Source organism: Micromonospora sp. NPDC050686, from assembly GCF_040654475.1.
In the GTDB taxonomy this organism is placed as follows: domain Bacteria; phylum Actinomycetota; class Actinomycetes; order Mycobacteriales; family Micromonosporaceae; genus Micromonospora.
Window position 1 is genome coordinate 198330 of the sequence record NZ_JBFAID010000005.1, and the last position, 17510, is coordinate 215839.

The following is a 17510-nucleotide window of genomic DNA, read 5'->3' on the forward strand; positions in this document are numbered from 1 at the left end:
TGGTTAGGCGAGGGCCTCTGCTATGCGAAATGCGTTAAGCAGGGCCCCCTCCTTGCAGCCGGGCGGCGCGCAGCGCCGCGGCGACGTCGGCGGGCGCGGCATCCAGGTCGTACCGGCCGAAGAGGTGCAGCGACTCGCCCGTGTCGATCTCCAGGATCTCCGTGGCCAGGCCCGCCCGACTGCGCCGGTCCACGGTGATCGCCTCGACCGCCGCCCACGGCAGCCGCTGCCGGCCGGCGAAGCCGCGGATCAGCGTGATCCCCTCCGGGTCGACCGCCACCCGCACCGGGGCCACCAGGTCGCGTACGCCCCAGCCGGCCAGCACCGCGCCCGCGGCCACGGCGAGCACCAGCTGGATCCGGTCGCCGCCGGCGAAGAGCAGCCCGAGCCCGGTGACGAGGACCGCGCCGGCCAGCTTGGCCACGGGCAGGACGGACGGCACCCGCCACTGGCGTACCGGGGAGGACTGGTCGGTCACCGCTCCAGCATGCCAGCCCTCCCGGGCCACCGCCGCCGCGCGCTCGGCGGGGCTCGGGGTGTTGAGCGGGGGCCCCGCCTCTACAGGCGTTGAAAGGGGGCCGCTGCTTTCGCGTCCGAAGGACGTAGGATCGCAGGCAGCCGAGGTTACCGGGGAGTAGAGAATGAGTGACGCGGTCATTGTCGCAGCGGTGCGTACCCCGGTCGGGCGACGCAAGGGCAGCCTGGCCGGCGTGCATCCGGTCGACCTGTCGGCGCACGTGCTGCGCGCGCTCGCCGAGCGGACGGGGGTCGACCCCGGCCAGGTCGACGACGTGGTGTGGGGCTGCGTGTCGCAGGTCGGCGAGCAGTCGTGGAACATCGCCCGCAACGCCGTGCTGGCCGCCGGTTGGCCCGAGTCGGTCCCCGGCACCACGCTGGACCGGCAGTGCGGCTCCAGCCAGCAGGCGCTGCACTTCGCCGCCGCCACCGTCCTGTCCGGCCAGGCCGACCTGGTGGTCGCCGGTGGTGTCGAGTCGATGACCCGGGTGCCGATGGGCTCCAGCGTGGCCGGCGGCATGCCGTTCAGCGACGCGATCCTGGCGCGCTACCGCGGTGTGGCGGGGGTCGCCACGGACAGCCCGCTCCCCTTCAACCAGGGCGTCGGCGCCGAGCTGATCGCCGAGCGCTGGCGTTTCTCCCGCACCCAGCTCGACGAGTTCGCCCTGGCCAGCCACGAGAAGGCCGCCGCCGCGCAGGACGCGGGCGCCTTCGACCCCGAGCTGGCGCCGGTGGCGCTGCCGGACGGCGGCAAGTTCGCCGCCGACGAGGGCATCCGGCGGGAGACCTCGCTGGCCAAGCTCGGTGAGCTGGCCACGCCGTTCCGAGCCGACGGCGTGGTCACCGCCGGCTCCGCGTCGCAGATCTCCGACGGCGCCGCGGCGCTCGCGGTCACCACCAGCGAGTGGGCCAGCCGGCACGGCCTGCGCCCGCTGGCCCGGGTGCACACCGCCGTGGTCGCCGCCGACGATCCGGTCGCCATGCTCACCGCGCCCATCCCGGCCACCGCGAAGGCGCTGCGCCGCGCGGGGCTGGGCATCGAGGAGATCGGGGTGTACGAGGTGAACGAGGCGTTCGCCCCGGTGCCGCTGGCCTGGCTGGCCGAGACGGAGGCCGACCCGGAGCGGTTGAACCCGCGTGGCGGGGCGATCGCCCTGGGCCACCCGCTGGGCGCCTCGGGTGCCCGGATCATGACCACGATGCTCCAGCACATGCGGGACAACGGGATCCGCTACGGCCTGCAGACCATGTGCGAGGGCGGCGGCATGGCCAACGCCACCATCGTCGAGCTGCTCTGATCCGGCGGCGATAATTGCCGGCGCGGGGGGCGGCCGGTGCCCTAGCCTGCGCAGCGTGACGACCTCCCCCATCTCCGCCCCGGAATGGTTCAGCGAGGACTGGCGGGACGACGCGCTGGCCTGGGCGGCCGAGGCGCTGGCCCGGTCCGGGCTCCGGGTCACCGGCCCGGTCGAGCCGCGGGTCCGCCCCTGGTCACTGGTCTGGCGGGTGCCCACCGACGCCGGCCCGGTCTGGTTCAAGGCCAACAACCCGGGCACCCGGTACGAGGCCGGCCTGCTGGCCGCGCTGGCCCGGCTCACCCCCGACGCGGTGCTGCACCCGCTCGCGGTGGACGCCGACCGCGGCTGGTCGCTGCTCCCCGACGGCGGCCCCAGCCTGCGCGACGTGCTGGCCGGTGGGCGGGACCTGGCGCACTGGGAGCGGGTGCTGCCCGGGTACGGGAGCGTCCAGCGGGCGACCGCTCCGCACACCGGCACGCTGCTGGAGCTGGGGGTGCCGGACCGGCGCCCCGGGCGGCTCAGCGACGGGTTCGGGGAGTTGCTGGCCGCCGAGGACGACCTGCTGCTCGGCGCGGAGGGCGGGCTGAGCGGCGAGTTGCACGAACGGCTGCGCGCCTATCGGCCGGAGTTCGACGAGCTGTGCCGGCGGCTCGCCGAGACCGGCATCCCCGCCACGATCCAGCACGACGACCTGCACGACGGCAACGTCTTCGCCACCGCCGGCGGCTACCGCTTCTTCGACTGGGGCGACTCCTCGGTCGCCCATCCCTTCGGCACCCTGCTGGTGACGCTGCGCTCGGTGGCGTACGCCTTCGAGCTGCCGGCCGGCGACCCGGCGCTGGTGCGGCTGCGCGACGCGTACCTGGAGGGCTGGACCGACCGGTACGACCGGGCGACCCTGCGCGAGGCGGCCGACCTGGCGATGACGACCGCCAAGGTGAGCCGGGCGCTCTCCTGGCGGTCCGCCCTGCGCACCATTGACCCCGCCCGGGCGGAGTACGCCGACGCGGTCCCCGGCTGGCTGGAGGAACTGCTCAGGTGAAAGGCGGGGCCTCTTCATGACAGACGTCTGTTGAGAAGGGGGCTCGCCTTTCAGTCGGACAGCCGGTGCGACGCGCGGGGTGGAACTTCCAAAAACGCCGGCGTGACCCACGTCACCCCTGTTCACGGGTCGTTGGGCAGGTCATGGACGTGTTCTCCCGAACGTTCCTGCCCGCCGCCGCCGAGACCGGCCTGGCGGCCCAGACCGTCACCCGGCACATGCCGATCTTCCGCCGGTGCGTGGGCTCCGGCGACGCTCCGGTGCTGGTCACCCGGTGCAGCCGGCCCGATCAGCCGGTCGGCGCCGACTACCTGCTCCTGCTGACCCACCGGCGGCTGGTGGTCACCCGGCAGACCCGGCTGCTGCACCGGCTCCAGCTGCACCTCAACACCGAGCTGCGCGAGCTGAGCAACGTCACCTGGAGCCCCGACCCGCGCCTGCGCGCCGTCGAGCTGGCCGCCACCGCGATCGACGGCGTCCGCGAGCGGTTCCTCATCCGCACGGCCAACCCGAAGCAGGTGTGGCAGCTCGACGAGCTGCTCCACCACGCCTTCCGGACCCGGCTGCGCAGCCCCCGCGAGCGGATCGTCGCCACCATCGGCGAGGCCACGGCCGCCCGTCCCACCGGCCTGCGCGCCGCCACCCTGGGTTGAGCCCGACTCCTTACCTGATCCGAACACGTACCTGACGTCGGCGCCGGGCACCGGTCCCGCATCATGGGCCGGTGACCGTCGACGCACCGCAGCGCGGTCTCGTCCTCGTGGTCGAGGACGAGCCGGCCATCGCCGACCTGGTCCGGCTCTACCTGAGCCGGGACGGCTTCGGCGTACACCTGGAGCGGGAGGGGGCGGCCGGGCTGGCCGCCGCCCGCCGGCTGCGGCCGGTGGCCTGCGTCCTCGACATCGCCCTGCCCGGCCTGGCCGGCACCGAGATCTGCCGGCGGCTGCGGGCGGCCGGCGACTGGACGCCGGTCATCTTCCTCACCGCCCGCGACGACGAGGTCGACCGGATCGTCGGGCTGGAACTGGGCGCGGACGACTACGTGACCAAGCCGTTCAGCCCGCGCGAGCTGGTCGCCCGGGTCCGGGCGGTGCTGCGGCGCGCGGCCGGCCCGCCGTCCGGCGCGGAACAGCCCCGGGTGGTCGGGCCGGTGACCCTGGACCCGGCCCGCCGCACGGTCACCGTGGCCGGCGCGCCGGTGCAGCTCACCTCGACGGAGTTCGACCTGCTCGCCCACCTGATGGCCCGTCCGGGCCGGGTCTTCACCCGGGAGGAACTGCTGGCCGGCGTCTGGGGGTACGCGGCACACGGCGGCACCCGGACCGTTGACGTGCACGTCGCCCAGGTCCGGGCGAAGCTGGGCGCGGCGAGCGTGATCCGTACCCACCGGGGCGTCGGGTATGCCGCCGATGCCTGAGCCCGCCGCGTCGCCGCGCCGGCGGTTCCCCGGCACCCTCACCGCCCGGGCGGTGCTGGTCACCTGCGCGGTGGCGCTGGTGTCGGTGCTGGTCACCGCGCTGGTGGCGGTGCCGCTGGCGGTGCGCGGCGCGGAGCGGCGGGACCAGGCGGCGCTGGCCGCGCAGGCCCGGCTGGCCGCGGACGTGCTCCGGGTGCGGGCGGTCCGGCAGCGGGACAACGCCGGGGAGCGGCTGATCCGCCAGCTCCGCGAGCAGGAGATCGACGTGTACGTGATCCGGGACGGCCGGGCGGACCGGCCCGGCCTGCCCCGGCAGGTGGTCAACCGGGTGGCCGCCGGCGGGAACGTCTCCGGTCGCCGGCTGGTGGACGGAAAACGCGCCCTGGTCGAGGGGCGGGCGTTGCCCGGCGGTGGCGGGGTGGTGCTGACCCGGCGCACCCTGGCCGGGCCGTGGCGGCAGGTGCTGCGCGGTCTCTGGCTGCCGCTGCTCGCCGGGCTCGCCGCCGGGGTGGCCGCCGGGCTGCTGCTGGCCCGCCGGCTGGCCCGGCCGATCCGGTACGCGGCCACCGCGGCGGCCCGGCTGCGGGCCGGGGACCGTACGGTCCGGGTGCCGGTCGAGCCGCCCGACGAGGTGGCCGACCTGGCGTACGCGCTGAACGGGCTGGCCGCCGCGCTGGCCGTCAGCGAGGGGCGGCAGCGGGAGTTCCTGCTCTCCGTCTCGCACGAGCTGCGCACCCCGCTCACCGCGATCCGCGGCTACGCCGAGGCGTTGGCCGACGGGGTGATCGACGCCGACGCCGTACCGGAGACCGGGCGGACCGTGCTGGCCGAGGCGCGACGCCTGGATCGGCTGGTCAGCGACCTGCTGGCGCTGGCCCGGCTGGAGGCGGCGGACTTCCCGCTCGAGCCGGTGCCGGTGGACCTGACCCGGCTGGCCGCCGACGCGGAACGCACCTGGTCCGGCCGGTGCGCGGCGGTCGGGGTGCCGTTCCGGGTGGAGGTGCCGGCGGCGCCCGTGCCCGCGTACACCGATCCGGGGCGGATCCGGCAGGTGGTGGACGGGCTGCTGGAGAACGCGCTGCGGGTCGTACCCCCGGGTGCGCCGGTGGTGCTGGCGGTCCGGCCGGCCGGGGCGGACCCGGCCGCCGGCGGGATCGTCGAGGTCCGTGACGGCGGGCCCGGCCTCACCGACGACGACCTGGCGGTGGCGTTCGAGCGGGGGGCGCTGCACCAGCGTTACCGGGGGGTGCGCAAGGTGGGCAGCGGGCTGGGCCTGGCCCTCGCGGCGGGCCTGGTCCGCCGGCTGGGCGGGGACATCGCCGCCGGGCACGCGGCCGAGGGCGGGGCGGCCTTCACCGTCCGGCTGCCGGCAGGTCCTTACCTGCCCCGAACACCGGCCTGACCTGTCGCCCATCCGGGGGCGCGATGCTGGATCCACCACCGACGAAAGGGAGAGTCATGACACGGCACGGATTCGGGGTCGCGCTGGTCGCGGCGGTCGCGCTCGGCGTGGCGGGCTGCGGTCCGGCGCAGGTGGCCCAGGACACCGCGAAGGACACCGGGGTAGAGGTGGCCGCGGCGATGGGCGCGGAGGGGCAGGCGCTCGCCGCGATGGGCTTCGACCCGGCCGATCTGGAGGTGGCCGGTGATCGGGCACCGTCCGCCGACCCGTCCGGCAGCGCCGAGCCGAAGGGGAAGCGCGGCGAGCGGGCCGAGGAGGGGCGCAACCGGCACCGGGCCCGGGTGCTGCTGCGGCGCAACACCCTGCACGGCGAGGCCGTGGTAGGGACGAAGGACGGCGGCACGAGGACCGTCGTGGTGCAGCGCGGCGAGGTCAGCGCGATCGACGGCGACTCGATGACCGTCAGGTCGACCGACGGCTTCACCCTGACCTGGAGCTTCGGCGAGAAGCTGCGGGTGGTCGAGCGGCGGGCCGCGGTGCGGGCCAGCGACGTGAAGGTGGGCACGAAGGTGGGCGTGGCCGGCGCGAAGGACGGCGACGCTGCCGTCGCCCGGCTGATCCTCGTCCCGTTCAAGCAGAAGTGAAAGGAGGGGCCCCCGGTTAACGCATGTCGTTGTACCGGGGGCCCCGTTGACACTCAGTAGACGCGGGAGCCGATGAAGTCGTCGTGGCCGTAGCCGACCGGGTTGGCGTACGACCGGGACTGGAACGACCACTGCTGCCGGGTGCTGGTGGAGCAGCCTGCCAGCCGCAGCCGTGGCGTGCCCAGCCACGGGTTGTCGAAGGCCATGCAGAGGTTCGTCGCGCCGGCGGGCTTGAGCTGGTTGCCGGCGAAGACGAACTTCTGGTTGGCGCCGCCGTGGCAGTCGTAGATGTTGACCGCCGTGCCGGAGGTCAGCGAGCCGCCCGCCACGTCCAGGCAGCGGTCGTGGGAGAGCTCGGAGTGCAGCGACTGGCGGGTCGGGTCGTACCAGAAGCCCTGGTTACGCCCGCCGTGACAGCCGTACGACTGCTGCACGGTGCCGTTGCGCGAGTCGTATCCCTTGCCGTCCACGCAGGTGCCGGTGGCGGCGTTGCGCAACTGCTTGAACTCCAGCAGGCCCGGGTAGAGCACGCCGTCGCCGGTGCTGGCCGGGTCGACGCAGGTCGCCCGGTCGAGGCCGGCGTTCCAGAACTGGGTGATGCACTGGGCGAACATGCCGTGGCCCCGGTAGTTGGGGTGGAACGACTGCCGGGCGGCGTTCTCGTCCCAGATCCCGACCTCGATGTAGAGGCCGCGGACCGAGGTGTTGTCGGTGCACACCTCGTGGCCGTGGAAGAGCCGGCTGGCGTCCAGGTAGCGGGTGCCGGTGTTGGTGGCCGCGGTCCGCAACGCCGACTCGAACAGCGGCACCGCCTTGTTCCGGGCGAACGCGGCGTCGGCCAGGTACAGCAGGCAGCCGCCGGCGTACCAGCCGGGGAAGTTCGGGTTGTCCTCGACGTCCGGGCTGCCCGGGCTGGGGTATGACATCAGCACCAGCTCGTAGTCGGAGCGGAGGTACCCGGCGCCGGTCATCGTCTGCCGGATCGAATTGAGCGCCTGCTCGACCGCCTGCCGGCTGCCGTCGGTGCGGATCGTCCACTGGTCGGTGTACGTCGGCCAGCAGGCGCCCTGGAAGAACACCCGGCGGACCGCGCAGTCGGTGGCGACCGGGCCGAACTGGATGGTGCCGTCACCGTTCGCGCCGACCACCACCCAGATCAGCTTGACGTGCGTGTTCCGGGCCTTGATCGCCAGTTGGTCGCCCTGGTTGAGTTCGTTGTGCTGGGTGGGGCCGCCCGCGATCAGGTTCCACGGGGTGGCGCCGGAGCAGGCCAGGTTGTATCTGGTGTCGGCCGGGATGCCGGTACGGAAGACCGCCTGGTCGTACGAGCGGTCGCACCAGTTGCCGGCCTGGTGGGTGCCGGGGACGTAGTTGCCGACCCCTTCCCCGGAGATCTCGCTGTCGCCCATGGTGATGAGCGAGCTGCGGCGTTGCTCGATCGGGCGGATGTCGGGTGAGCCGTAGAGGGCGGTGGCCTCCGCGGCGCGGACGGCCTCCAGGCTGGCGGAGAGCGGTTGGACGGGGGGCCGGTCGGCTGCGGTGGCGGGGGTGCCGGGACCGGCGATCAGCTGCAGGACGAGAGCGGCGGCGAACCCGAGGGCGAGGGCCCGGCGGGTCACCCGTTCGCGCCTGGCAGGGGTACCAGACATCGACGCACTCCTTTCGCCTCGATCGCGGGACGTCGATCGAGTTACCAGACGGTAACGCCGATGTCGAGGTATGTGAATACCTCTCAGGAACCTTCTGGTGGGATGCGGAAAGTCACCTCCGGCCGGGCGGCAGGGCGTAGCCCGCGTACCCGCGCCAGCGCAGCGACCAGCCCGCCGGGACGACCTTCGCGCACTCCGGCCGGCTGCCGGAGCAGACGATCGCGTCCACCGAGGACGGATCGGCGGGCGGCCGGTCCGGCAGCACCGACTGCAACGCCACCAGCTCCGGTGGCCGCCCGTCGGCGTCGCGCAGCAGCAGCCACCAGGGGTACTCCCAGTTGTCGTACTGCTGGGACAGGCCGATCCGGCGGGCGCCGCTGTCCCGTACCCCGGCCGCCGCCCAGCGGAAGTCCGCCGCCCACTGCGGCCGCCGCACGAACCGGGTCTCCCCGTCCGAGGAGGTCAGCAGGGACTCGGCCCCGAGCAGCCGGCGTGGATAGCCGTACGCCAGGGTCAGCGCCCCGGCCAGCACGGCCACCGCCACCCCGGCCGCCACCGACCGCCGGCCCGCCACCGCCCGGCGCCGGAACATCGCGTCCAGCCAGAGCCCGGCCAGCGGGACGGCCAGCACCAGGGCGTAGAGCAGCAGCCGGTTCCCCCAGGTCTGCCACTTGATCATGCTCGCGTGCAGCAGCACGACGGCCACCACGACCACCGCGTACGCGCGCAGCGCGCCGGCCCGCTCCGGGCTGATCCGGCGCGGCCGGGCCAGCGCCAGCACGGCCCCGAGCAGGGCCAGCGAACCGGCCACCGGAAACGCCGCCCGGTCCTCGTCCGGGTACCAGGCCGGCACGGGGAACCGCTCGTTGCCGAAGGTGATGGCCCGGTCCTGCGGGTCCACCCCGATCGCCCGGGCGCCCCCGTCGATCACCGTCGCGCCGGCCCGGCTGAGCGGGAAGAGCGGGGTGTCCAGGGCGGTGTGCCCGATCCGGGCCAGGTTGACCAGGACGGCGGCCGGATCGTGGCGTTCCATCGGGATCGAGTCGCGCAGCCGGGGCGGCCCGAGCGGATGGCCGAACTCCGCGGTCTCCCGGGCCAGGAACGGTCCGACCAGGACGGTGGCGACCAGCACGATCAGCAGGGAGCCGCCCACGGTGGCCGCGACGGGGCCGGCGGGGAACCGGCCGCCCCGGGCCCGCGGGCCGCCGCCTCCCGCCGCACCGCCACCCCCGGCCCCATCACCCGATCCCGCCGCGTCCGCCGCGTCGACCGCGCCCGCCGCTCCCAACGCGCCGGCGGCGTTGGGTGCAGACATGGCGGCGAGTACGGCCGGCTGCGGCGCCCGGCGCTGGCGGGGCAGCAGCGGTGCGGCACCGGAGGGCGCGACCGCCGCCGTACCGGCGGTGCGGCGGGTCAGCCGCAGCTGACCGACCCCCCACAGCACCAGCAGCGGTCCGACCCCGATCAGCCCGCTGGTCTTGGTCACCGCGGTCAGGCCGGCGGCGGCGCCGAGGGCCAGCAGCGAGCCGAGGCCGGCGCGCCGGCGCAGCCCGTCGAGGGCGAGCGTCGCCGCGCAGGCCACCCAGGCCGCGACCACCAGGTCGGTCTGGGTGCTGGTGCTCTGGAGCACCACCATCGGGGTGGTGGCCAGCACGAACGCGGTGAGCAGTTGGGCCCGCCGGCCGCCGCCGAGCTGTGCGGTGACCCGGGTGACCGCGAGCAGGCAGCCGACTCCGGCGCCCCACTGCACCAGGTTGTGCAGCCCGTCCCCGCCGGTGAACAGGCGCAGGTGCAGCAGCAGGTACTCCGCGCCCGGCGGAATGGTCACCTGCCGGTGGATGGCGGTCGGCCAGAACTCCAGGCTCCGCTGCGCCACCCAGTGCTCGACCTTGGGCAGGTGATAGGTCTGCGAGTCGAAGTTGTTCGGCTCGGCGAGCAGCGCCACGACCAGCTCGCCCAGGACCACCGCCAACACCGCGCCGGCCAGCAGCCGTTCCGCCCGTCCCCCCGTACGCCGAAAGGCCCGGACCGCCGCGGCCCGCTCGCGCGCCCGGCGCGCGGTGCCCCGACCGGCCCGGCGCCACCATGCCACGGCCAGCGCCGCACCGAGGAACAGCAGCCACGCCGCCGCGAACGCCGGCCGGGTGAGCGCGCTCGCCGCGCCGAGCAGTTCCACCGCGAGTACGGCGAAGGCGCCGACCACCAGCGCCGCACGCAGCGCGGCCAGCCGCACCGGGGCCACCGCGTCGGTGGCGTGCGGGCGCAGCGCCACGGTGAGGACGCAGAGCGCCAGAACCGGTACGACGACGAGCAGTGACCCAGCCCACGACATGGGCGAAAGTAAACATCATTCACCTGGGCGTCCGGCGGCCACCGCTGCCGGCGGTGCTGACGCCATCGGGACGGGGTGCCAGGCTACGCTAGGTCCGACTTGCCGTCGCCACCGTGGAGATCCCCGTGAAGCTCTCGATCCTCATGCCGGTCTACAACGAGGAAGAACGCATCGCGGATGCCCTCAAGCAGGCCCTCGCGGTGGACTACCCGTGCGAGATCGAGTTGGTCGTGGTCGACGACGGCAGCCGGGACGGCACCGGTGAGATCCTCGGCCGGGTCGACGACAGCCGGCTGCGGGTGATCACGCACCAGCGCAACGCGGGCAAAGGCGCGGCGATCCGCACCGCGGTGAACGCCGCCGAGGGTGAGTACATGGTCATCCTCGACGCCGACCTGGAGTACGACCCGCAGGACATCCCGCGGCTGCTCACCCCGGTCCTCGACGGCCACGCCACGGTGGTGTACGGCAATCGGACCTTCGGCAGCCACAGCGCCTACAGCTTCTGGTACGTGATGGGCAACAAGGGCGTCACCATGGCCGCCAACGTGCTCTTCAACTCCTACATCGGCGACCTGGAGACCTGCTTCAAGCTGATGCCGGTCGAGCTGTACCGCTCGCTGAACGTCCGCTCGAAGGGCTTCGGCATGGAGGCCGAGGTGACCGGAAAGCTGCTCCGCCAGCGGATCCGCCCGTACGAGGTGCCGATCAGCTACCGCGCCCGGGGCCGCGAGGAGGGCAAGAAGATCACCTGGAAGGACGGCGTCGAGGCACTCTGGATCCTCGGCCGCGAGCGGGCCCGCCGCCGCCCCACCGCGAGCTGACCGACGGCGGGCCCACCCCCCGTCACGCCCGGACCGCCCCCGACCGGGCGGGCCCGACTTGCGGCAAGTCCGCCCTGTCCAGGCCGCGGAAGGCCCGACTCGCGGTACGTCGGGCCCATCCACTCCGCGGAAGGCGCGAGCCGGGGCGGCCCGTCAGCCGAGGAAGGCGTCGATCGACCGGCGCAGCCCGGCGGCGTCCAGCCCGTGCCAGCGTTCGTGGTCGGCCGGGTCGCCGTACCGGCGCAGTTCGGTGTCGCCGACGCCGAGCGCCAGCAGCCGGTGCGGCCGGTCGGCCAGCGCGCGGCCGGCCACCGCCGCCGACGTACCCGCCAGGTACGGCTCGACGAGCACCACCTCGGTCCCGGCCAGCGCCCGCAGCCCGGCCGTGTCGAACGGGCGCGGCGTGTGGGTGTACGCCACCGTCACGTCCCGCCCCTGCGTCGCCGCGAGCGCCGCGTCCAGCGTCGGACCGACCGCCACCACCAGGGGCGCCTGAGCGCCGCCCCGACGCAGCACCCGCAGCCGGTCCGCGTCCGGGTAACCGGTGCCGTTGCGGCGCTCGGTGAGCCGCAGGTAGACCCGGTCGTCGTCGCGGACCACGGCCCGCAGCAGCGCCGGCACCTCGTCGGGGTGGCCCGGCACGTGCACCCGCCATCCCTCGCCGAGCGAGTCGAAGAGCGCCACGTCGCCCGGGGACATGTGGGTCCGTCCCTCCCGGGAACCGTCGTACGACGCGCCGACGCTGACCAGCACCGCGCCGACGCCCTGGTGGCCGAGGTCCAGCTTGATCTGCTCGTACGCCCGGTCCACCAGGAAGGTGGCGTACGAGTGCACGATCGGGCGCAGCCCGGTCAGTGCCAGCCCGCCGGCCACTCCGATCATCAACTGCTCCCGGATGCCGACGTTGAGCACCCGGTCCGGGTGCCGCCGGGCGGCCGGGGCGAACGCGCTGGCCGAGATGTCCGCCAGCACCAGCGCGGTACGCGGGTCGTCGTCCAGCAGGGCGCCCGTGGTGTCCACGAAGGTCGTCCGCATCCCGGTCACCGCCAGCTCTCGATGCGGGCCACCACGACGTGCGGCTGGCCGGGCCGGTGGCCGGTGAGCGCGGCGTACAGGGCGGCGTGGTCGCGGCCGTCGACGGTGTCGGCGGTCCAGCCGTTGACGGTGAACCGGCTGGCGATGCCGCCGGGCCAGCCGTGGCTGGCGGAGTCGTTGTCCACCACGACGGCGGTGAGCGTGTCCAGCCCGGTGGCGCCGGCGTACGCGATCGCCTCGTGGTTGGCGCCCTCGTCGAGTTCGGCGTCGCCGGTGAGGACGTACACCCGGGAGTCGGTGAGGCCCTGGGCCCGCAGCCCGAGCGCGGTGCCCACGCCGAGGCCCAGGCCGTGGCCAAGCGAGCCGGTGCCGATCTCCACGCCCGGGACCAGCAGCCGGTCCGGGTGGTGGCCCAGCCGGCTCGCCGGTCCGGCCAGGTCGTCCAGCCAGCCCTCGGGGATGAAGCCCTTCGCCGCGAGCACGGCGTAGTAGGCGGCCGGGCCGTGTCCCTTGGAGAGCAGGAAGCGGTCCCGGTCCGGGGCGTCCACGGTCTGCGGAGTGACCCGCAGCACCCGGTCGTAGAGCACCCAGAGCACGTCGATGGTGGAGTGGGCGCTGGGCCCGTGTTTCTCGTCGCCGGTGATCCGGCGCAGCAGCGGCGCGAGCACCTGGGCGCCGTCGGTGGAGGTGATGGTGGCCATGCGGATAGCGTGTGAGTTGAAGTGCGCTTCAACTCAAGGACCGGGTGATGCACGACTCACTGACCATCGGCGAACTCTCCGCGCGTTCCGGGGTGGCGCCGTCCGCGCTGCGCTACTACGAGCGGCTCGGGCTGGTCCGCGCCGACCGCACCGGCGGCAACCAGCGCCGGTACGCCCGCTCCGAGCTGCGCCGGGTGGCGTTCATCCGAATCGCCCAGCAGGTCGGAGTGTCGCTGGACGAGATCCGGACGGCGCTGGACTCGCTGCCCGCCTCCCGCACCCCGACCGCCGCCGACTGGGCCCGCCTCTCCGCCGCCTGGCGGACCCGGCTGGACGAGCGGATCCGCCTGCTCGCCAAGCTGCGCGACGACCTGAGCGGCTGCATCGGATGCGGCTGCCTGTCGTTGCAGCGCTGCACCCTCTACAACCCGAAGGACAACCTGGCCGCCGAGGGCGCCGGGGCCCGGCTGATGCTGCCCCGGCCGGCGGCGGACGACGTCACCCCGTCGTGAGCAGCACCTTGCCGATGTGGTCGCTGGTCTCCACCAGCCGGTGCGCCTGCGCCGCGTCGACCATCGGCAGCCGCCGGTCCACCACCGGCCGGACCGTGCCGGCCGCGACCAGCGGCCAGACCTGCTCGCGTACGCCGTCGACGATCGCCGCCTTGTCGTCGAGCGGCCGGGACCGCAGCGCGGTGGCCGCCACCGAGGCCCGCTTGGCGAGCAGCGCGGCCAGGTCCAGCTCCGCCTTGCGGCCACCCTGCATGCCGATCACCACCAGCCGGCCGCCGTCGGCCAGCGCCGCCACGTTCCGCCCCAGGTAGGACGCGCCCATGATGTCGAGGATCACGTCCGCGCCGCGCCCGCCGGTTACCCGGCGGACCTCCTCGACGAAGTCCTGCTCCCGGTAGTCGATGGTGTGCGCGGCGCCCAGCGCGCGCAGCCGCTCGTGCTTGACCGAACGGGCGGTCACCACCACGGTCGCGCCCAGCGCGGTGCCGAGCTGGACGGCGAACGTGCCGATCCCGCTGCCGCCGCCGTGCACCAGCAGCGTCTCGCCCCTACCGAGCCGGGCCAGCCCCACCACGTTCGACCAGACGGTGCAGGCCGCCTCGGGTAGCGCGGCCGCGTCGACCAGGTCGACGCCGGCCGGCACCGGCAGCAGTTGCCCGGCCGGCACCCCGACCCGCTCCGCGTAGCCGCCGCCGGCCAGCAGCGCGCAGACCTCCTGGCCGACCGCCCACCCGGTCACGTCGCGGCCGGTCGCGCTGATCACCCCGGAGCACTCCAACCCGGGGTACCCGGGCGCGCCCGGCGGCGGCGGGTAGTGCCCCTGCCGTTGCAGCAGGTCGGCCCGGTTGACGGCACTGGCCCGCACGTCGACGACCACCTCGCCGGGGCCGGGCTCGGGGTCGGGCACCTCGGCCCAGACGAGTGCCTCGGGTCCGCCGGGTTCCGGGATCGTGATCGCGCGCATGGCTCGTTCATACCCCGCCACCCGCGGGTGCGGGGTAAGGAGGGGGCCTCTGTTAACGCTTTCGGTAGCGGAGGGCCCCGCTTGACACCTCATACCCGGGGGGCGCCGCCCGAGCGCGGGGTAGCTGGGCACAGGACGGCCAGCTCGCGCGGGACGGTCATCCGTACGAGCGGTGCCCATGGCAGACTAGGCACCGCCACCGCCGCCCTACGAGGCGCGGTGCCGGGAGGGTTCGCCTAGTGGCCGATGGCGCTGGTCTTGAAAACCGGTAAGGCAGCGATGTCTTCGTGGGTTCGAATCCCACACCCTCCGCCTTGATCAGTCGCTGCTGGCCCGACACCACCGGCGGGTGCGTTCGGTGGGAGGCGTGGGCGGGGTATGAAGGTGCGCAGGATTCCCGTGCAACCGGAAGGACCCGTCCCGATGACCCTGGAACGACCGATCGCCCCGGACCCGTACGAACTCCTGCCGACCGTCCCGGCGTTCACCCTGACCAGCGACGACGTGGTCAACGGCGAGCCGATGGACGCCCGGCACGCACACGGCAGCGCCGGCGGTGAGAACGTCTCACCGCACCTGGCCTGGTCGGACTTCCCGGCCGAGACGCAGGGTTTCGTGGTGACCTGCTTCGACCCGGACGCCCCGACTGGCAGCGGGTTCTGGCACTGGGTGCTGGTGAACCTGCCCGCCTCGGTGACCGAGCTGCCCCGCGACGTCCGGGAGGCCGACCTTGGCGACGCGTTCACCGTCCGCAACGACTACGGCGAGCAGGGATTCGGGGGCGCCGCGCCGCCGCCCGGTGACCGCCCGCACCGGTACGTCTTCGCGGTGCACGCCCTGGACGTGGAGCGCCTGGACGTCGGCCCGCAGGCCAGCCCGGCCTTCGTCGGTTTCAACCTGGCCTTCCACACCCTGGCCCGGGCGGTGATCCGCCCGACGTACCAGGTCAAGGAGTGACCCGACTCCGCGGTCCCGCGCCACCCGCCCGGGTGCCGGGGCCGCGGGGCCGGCCGGTCAGCCCGGGACCCGGGCGACCGCGAAGACGGACTGGCCGAACGGCGGGCGGACCTTCTGCTCGGCGGCCTTGGTCACCGGGAGCACCAGGGTGTCGTAGACCTTGACCATCGGGCCCTCCTTCGGCATGAGCCGGAAGACCTTGGTCGCCATGAAGTAGCCGATCAGGCCGAGGGCGTTGGCGTACCGCAGCTCCTCGACCTGGAGGCCCGCCTCGGTGAGCGCGGCGCCGAGCGTCTTCTTGGTGTAGCGGCGCACGTGCCCGGTGGCGACGTCCGCCGGGCTCATCGCGAACTGGAACGCCGGCACGATGAGCACCACCTTCCCGCCCGGCCGGACCAGGTCGCGCATGCTGCGCAGCGCGCCCACGTGGTCCTCGATGTGCTCCAGGACGTTGTACGACACGGCGGCGCTGTAGTCGCCGCCCTCCGGGTGCGGCAGCAGCATCTGCCGGACCTCGATGTTGGGCCGGTCGGCCAGCCGCTCCTTCAGCGCCACCAACCGGTCCGGGTCGGCCTCGGTGGCGGTGAACCTGGGCAGCAGCTCCGACCACTCCAGGGCGTAGTCGCCGAGACCGCTGCCGATCTCGATCGGGTCGTCACCGAGGTGGGGCACGGCGAGCTCCACGAACCAGCGGCGGTGGTTGACCGCCATCGCGAGGCCTTCGAGCACCTCGGACTGGACGCGCTGATCCCCAGTGATATCTGCCATGCGTCGATTCCTCACGATATGACTCGACCCGCGCCTGGACCGAATGAGTCAATCAGCTACGGGCACGGCAGTAAAATTGGGGGCCGTTGCGAACCGATTGCGGTCGGGGGTGGCGCGAGATAGGCGGTCGGCGAACCCGGCACATAATACCCAGAACCCTGAATCATGTCACGGCCAGGCATTCTTCGACTACGCTACGAATTGTTATGACTACTCGCGAAACGGGCCGGTCCGGCGGGAATCTGCGCTCGGTCACCCCTCGCGAGGGTCCGGGCAGGTCGCGTCGAGGAATTGATTGCGCAGGGTGTCTGGATGATCACGCAAATCGCATACGGGCTCGAGGGGAATGCGACCGGCCGTGCCAATTTGCGGGCAAATGCCGATGCATTGTCCATTTCGCCGGCAATGACGTCGATCACCTTACCCACGCCGCGGCCCGGCGTTAACCGGTGGCCTCAGGCCGGGCGGAGGCAGCAGCCCTGGCAGATCTTCGGTTTGGGCAGGGTGAAGGCCAGGCAGCAGGTGCGGCGCTGGACGGTCGGCGTGCCGTCCGGCCCCGGCACCAGGTCGACCAGGTCGGCCAGGTCCAGCGCGGCCAGCAGGGTGCCGATGCTCTCGGTGGAGGGGCCGGGCAGCGCGTCGGCGGCGCGCAGCACGCCGTGCGCGATGCCGGAGGCCACCGAGCCGAGCAGCGTACGGGCGCCGACCCGGACCTCCGCCTGGATGGCCGCGATCAGCGGGACGAGGTGCGCGTCGAGCAGTGAGGCGCGCAGCGCGGCGATGAGCTCGGCCTCGTCGGCGACGACCCGTACCTCGGGCGGGCCGGCCAGGGCGAGTGGGTCGGTGGGCAGCACCGCGACGGTGGTCGAGCGGCGCAGGCCCATGGTGAGCAGCGGCCGGTGGTCCGCGAAGTGGATCAGCACGTCGCTGGGGTCGAGCAGCGGCACCCGTCGCGCGGAGGCCCAGCCGAGCACCGCCGGCAGGGCGGCCCAGTAGCTGTACGCCTTCCAGGCCAGCGCGGCGCAGGCGTGCGGGGTGCCGCCCCAGCGCCGGGTCGCCGCGGCCAGGAACTCGGGCAGTCGGGTGCCGTCGACCAGGGTGGTGGCCGGGGACCAGCCGAATTCGTCGGCGACCAGCAGGCCCGGGGCGAGCCCGGGGACGTCGTCGGTGCCGAACATGGCGCGCAGGGTGTCGGTCACCGGGGCCAGCGGGGCGGCGGTTGCGCGTCCAGGCATCACCGCTGTCACCAGAACCGTCCCCTTGTCCGATGTGTGTCCGTCGAGATAAGGCTAGCCTAACCACACTCGTCGGGCCGGGGGAAGGCGTGGCTGGGGCGGAACCGGGAGGTCCCCGTCACTCCGGGGTAGGGCTGCGGGCTGGTACTACCCGTCGACGCCGGACGAAAACCGGCCACCGCGACGCGGGTCGCCCGCGAGAGGCCAGGCGAGC

17 protein-coding genes and 1 tRNA gene are annotated in these 17510 nt (G+C 73.9%); 10 read left to right on the forward strand and 8 right to left on the reverse strand.

From position 1 onward, the window contains the following. Nucleotides 1-34: 34 nt before the first annotated feature. Nucleotides 35-478 (reverse strand): PH domain-containing protein, encoded by a 444-nt coding sequence (locus tag AB0H57_RS07380; protein ID WP_357503653.1) that lies wholly within the window; start codon nt 476-478, stop codon nt 35-37. A 163-nt stretch (nt 479-641) separates the two neighbouring features. Between AB0H57_RS07380 and AB0H57_RS07385 the strand changes: the two genes are divergently transcribed. The 6 genes from AB0H57_RS07385 (at nt 642) to AB0H57_RS07410 (ending at nt 6319) form a co-directional block, all read left to right on the forward strand. Beyond that, a complete protein-coding gene (locus AB0H57_RS07385) occupies nt 642-1814 on the forward strand; it encodes an acetyl-CoA C-acyltransferase (protein WP_357503655.1) in 1173 nt (390 codons plus the stop codon). Between the two features lie 55 nt (nt 1815-1869). Beyond that, nucleotides 1870-2856 carry a phosphotransferase gene (locus AB0H57_RS07390; RefSeq protein ID WP_357503657.1) on the forward strand — a complete coding sequence of 329 codons (987 nt, stop codon included), beginning with the start codon at nt 1870-1872 and terminating at the stop codon, nt 2854-2856. A 143-nt stretch (nt 2857-2999) separates the two neighbouring features. After that, nucleotides 3000-3509, forward strand: a complete 510-nt coding sequence (locus AB0H57_RS07395) for a hypothetical protein (protein ID WP_357503659.1) — start codon at nt 3000-3002, stop codon at nt 3507-3509. Nucleotides 3510-3580: 71 nt separating this feature from the next. Then, complete coding sequence (locus AB0H57_RS07400; protein ID WP_357503661.1) at nt 3581-4273, forward strand: response regulator transcription factor; 693 nt, start codon at nt 3581-3583, stop codon at nt 4271-4273. Next, entirely contained in the window at nt 4266-5675 is a 1410-nt protein-coding gene (locus AB0H57_RS07405) for a HAMP domain-containing sensor histidine kinase (protein WP_357503662.1), read from the forward strand. The genes AB0H57_RS07400 and AB0H57_RS07405 overlap by 8 nt, the downstream gene beginning before the upstream one ends. Before the next feature lie 56 nt (nt 5676-5731). Continuing rightward, the gene (locus AB0H57_RS07410) at nt 5732-6319 is read left to right on the forward strand and encodes a hypothetical protein (protein ID WP_357503664.1); all 588 of its coding nucleotides are present in this window, start codon (nt 5732-5734) and stop codon (nt 6317-6319) included. A gap of 53 nt (nt 6320-6372) precedes the next feature. Here AB0H57_RS07410 and AB0H57_RS07415 read toward each other — a convergent pair whose 3' ends face one another. Together AB0H57_RS07415 and AB0H57_RS07420 are read right to left on the reverse strand one after the other, a co-directional pair. Further along, complete coding sequence (locus AB0H57_RS07415; protein WP_357503666.1) at nt 6373-7968, reverse strand: ricin-type beta-trefoil lectin domain protein; 1596 nt, start codon at nt 7966-7968, stop codon at nt 6373-6375. Nucleotides 7969-8080: 112 nt separating this feature from the next. Then, complete coding sequence (locus AB0H57_RS07420) at nt 8081-10300, reverse strand: hypothetical protein (RefSeq protein ID WP_357503668.1); 2220 nt, start codon at nt 10298-10300, stop codon at nt 8081-8083. Between the two features lie 125 nt (nt 10301-10425). Between AB0H57_RS07420 and AB0H57_RS07425 the strand changes: the two genes are divergently transcribed. Continuing rightward, nucleotides 10426-11124 (forward strand): glycosyltransferase family 2 protein, encoded by a 699-nt coding sequence (locus tag AB0H57_RS07425; RefSeq protein ID WP_357503670.1) that lies wholly within the window; start codon nt 10426-10428, stop codon nt 11122-11124. 153 nt (nt 11125-11277) lie between these two features. On the opposite strand, the gene AB0H57_RS07430 is transcribed toward AB0H57_RS07425, so the two are convergent. Both AB0H57_RS07430 and AB0H57_RS07435 read right to left on the reverse strand, forming a co-directional pair. After that, the gene (locus AB0H57_RS07430) at nt 11278-12159 is read right to left on the reverse strand and encodes a transketolase (protein WP_357503672.1); all 882 of its coding nucleotides are present in this window, start codon (nt 12157-12159) and stop codon (nt 11278-11280) included. A 5-nt stretch (nt 12160-12164) separates the two neighbouring features. Beyond that, on the reverse strand, nt 12165-12860 hold the full coding sequence (locus AB0H57_RS07435) for a transketolase (protein WP_357503673.1): 696 nt from the start codon (nt 12858-12860) through the stop codon (nt 12165-12167). 47 nt (nt 12861-12907) lie between these two features. Here AB0H57_RS07435 and soxR point away from each other — a divergent pair, with 47 nt between their 5' ends. Continuing rightward, nucleotides 12908-13372 (forward strand): redox-sensitive transcriptional activator SoxR, encoded by a 465-nt coding sequence (soxR, locus tag AB0H57_RS07440; protein WP_357503675.1) that lies wholly within the window; start codon nt 12908-12910, stop codon nt 13370-13372. Here soxR and AB0H57_RS07445 read toward each other — a convergent pair. Continuing rightward, on the reverse strand, nt 13359-14336 hold the full coding sequence (locus AB0H57_RS07445; protein WP_357503677.1) for an NAD(P)H-quinone oxidoreductase: 978 nt from the start codon (nt 14334-14336) through the stop codon (nt 13359-13361). The genes soxR and AB0H57_RS07445 overlap by 14 nt on opposite strands. Before the next feature lie 225 nt (nt 14337-14561). On the opposite strand from AB0H57_RS07445, the gene AB0H57_RS07450 reads away from it, so the two are divergent. After that, nucleotides 14562-14648 (forward strand) — tRNA-Ser (locus tag AB0H57_RS07450). A gap of 111 nt (nt 14649-14759) precedes the next feature. Further along, nucleotides 14760-15293, forward strand: a complete 534-nt coding sequence (locus AB0H57_RS07455) for a YbhB/YbcL family Raf kinase inhibitor-like protein (protein ID WP_357503679.1) — start codon at nt 14760-14762, stop codon at nt 15291-15293. A 57-nt stretch (nt 15294-15350) separates the two neighbouring features. Here the strand turns inward: AB0H57_RS07455 and AB0H57_RS07460 are convergent, their stop codons facing one another. Continuing rightward, nucleotides 15351-16061, reverse strand: a complete 711-nt coding sequence (locus tag AB0H57_RS07460) for a class I SAM-dependent methyltransferase (protein ID WP_357503681.1) — start codon at nt 16059-16061, stop codon at nt 15351-15353. 455 nt (nt 16062-16516) lie between these two features. Beyond that, nucleotides 16517-17296: a ferric iron reductase gene (locus AB0H57_RS07465; RefSeq protein ID WP_357503683.1), complete on the reverse strand. Its 780-nt coding sequence runs from the start codon at nt 17294-17296 to the stop codon at nt 16517-16519. Nucleotides 17297-17510 lie beyond the last annotated feature (214 nt).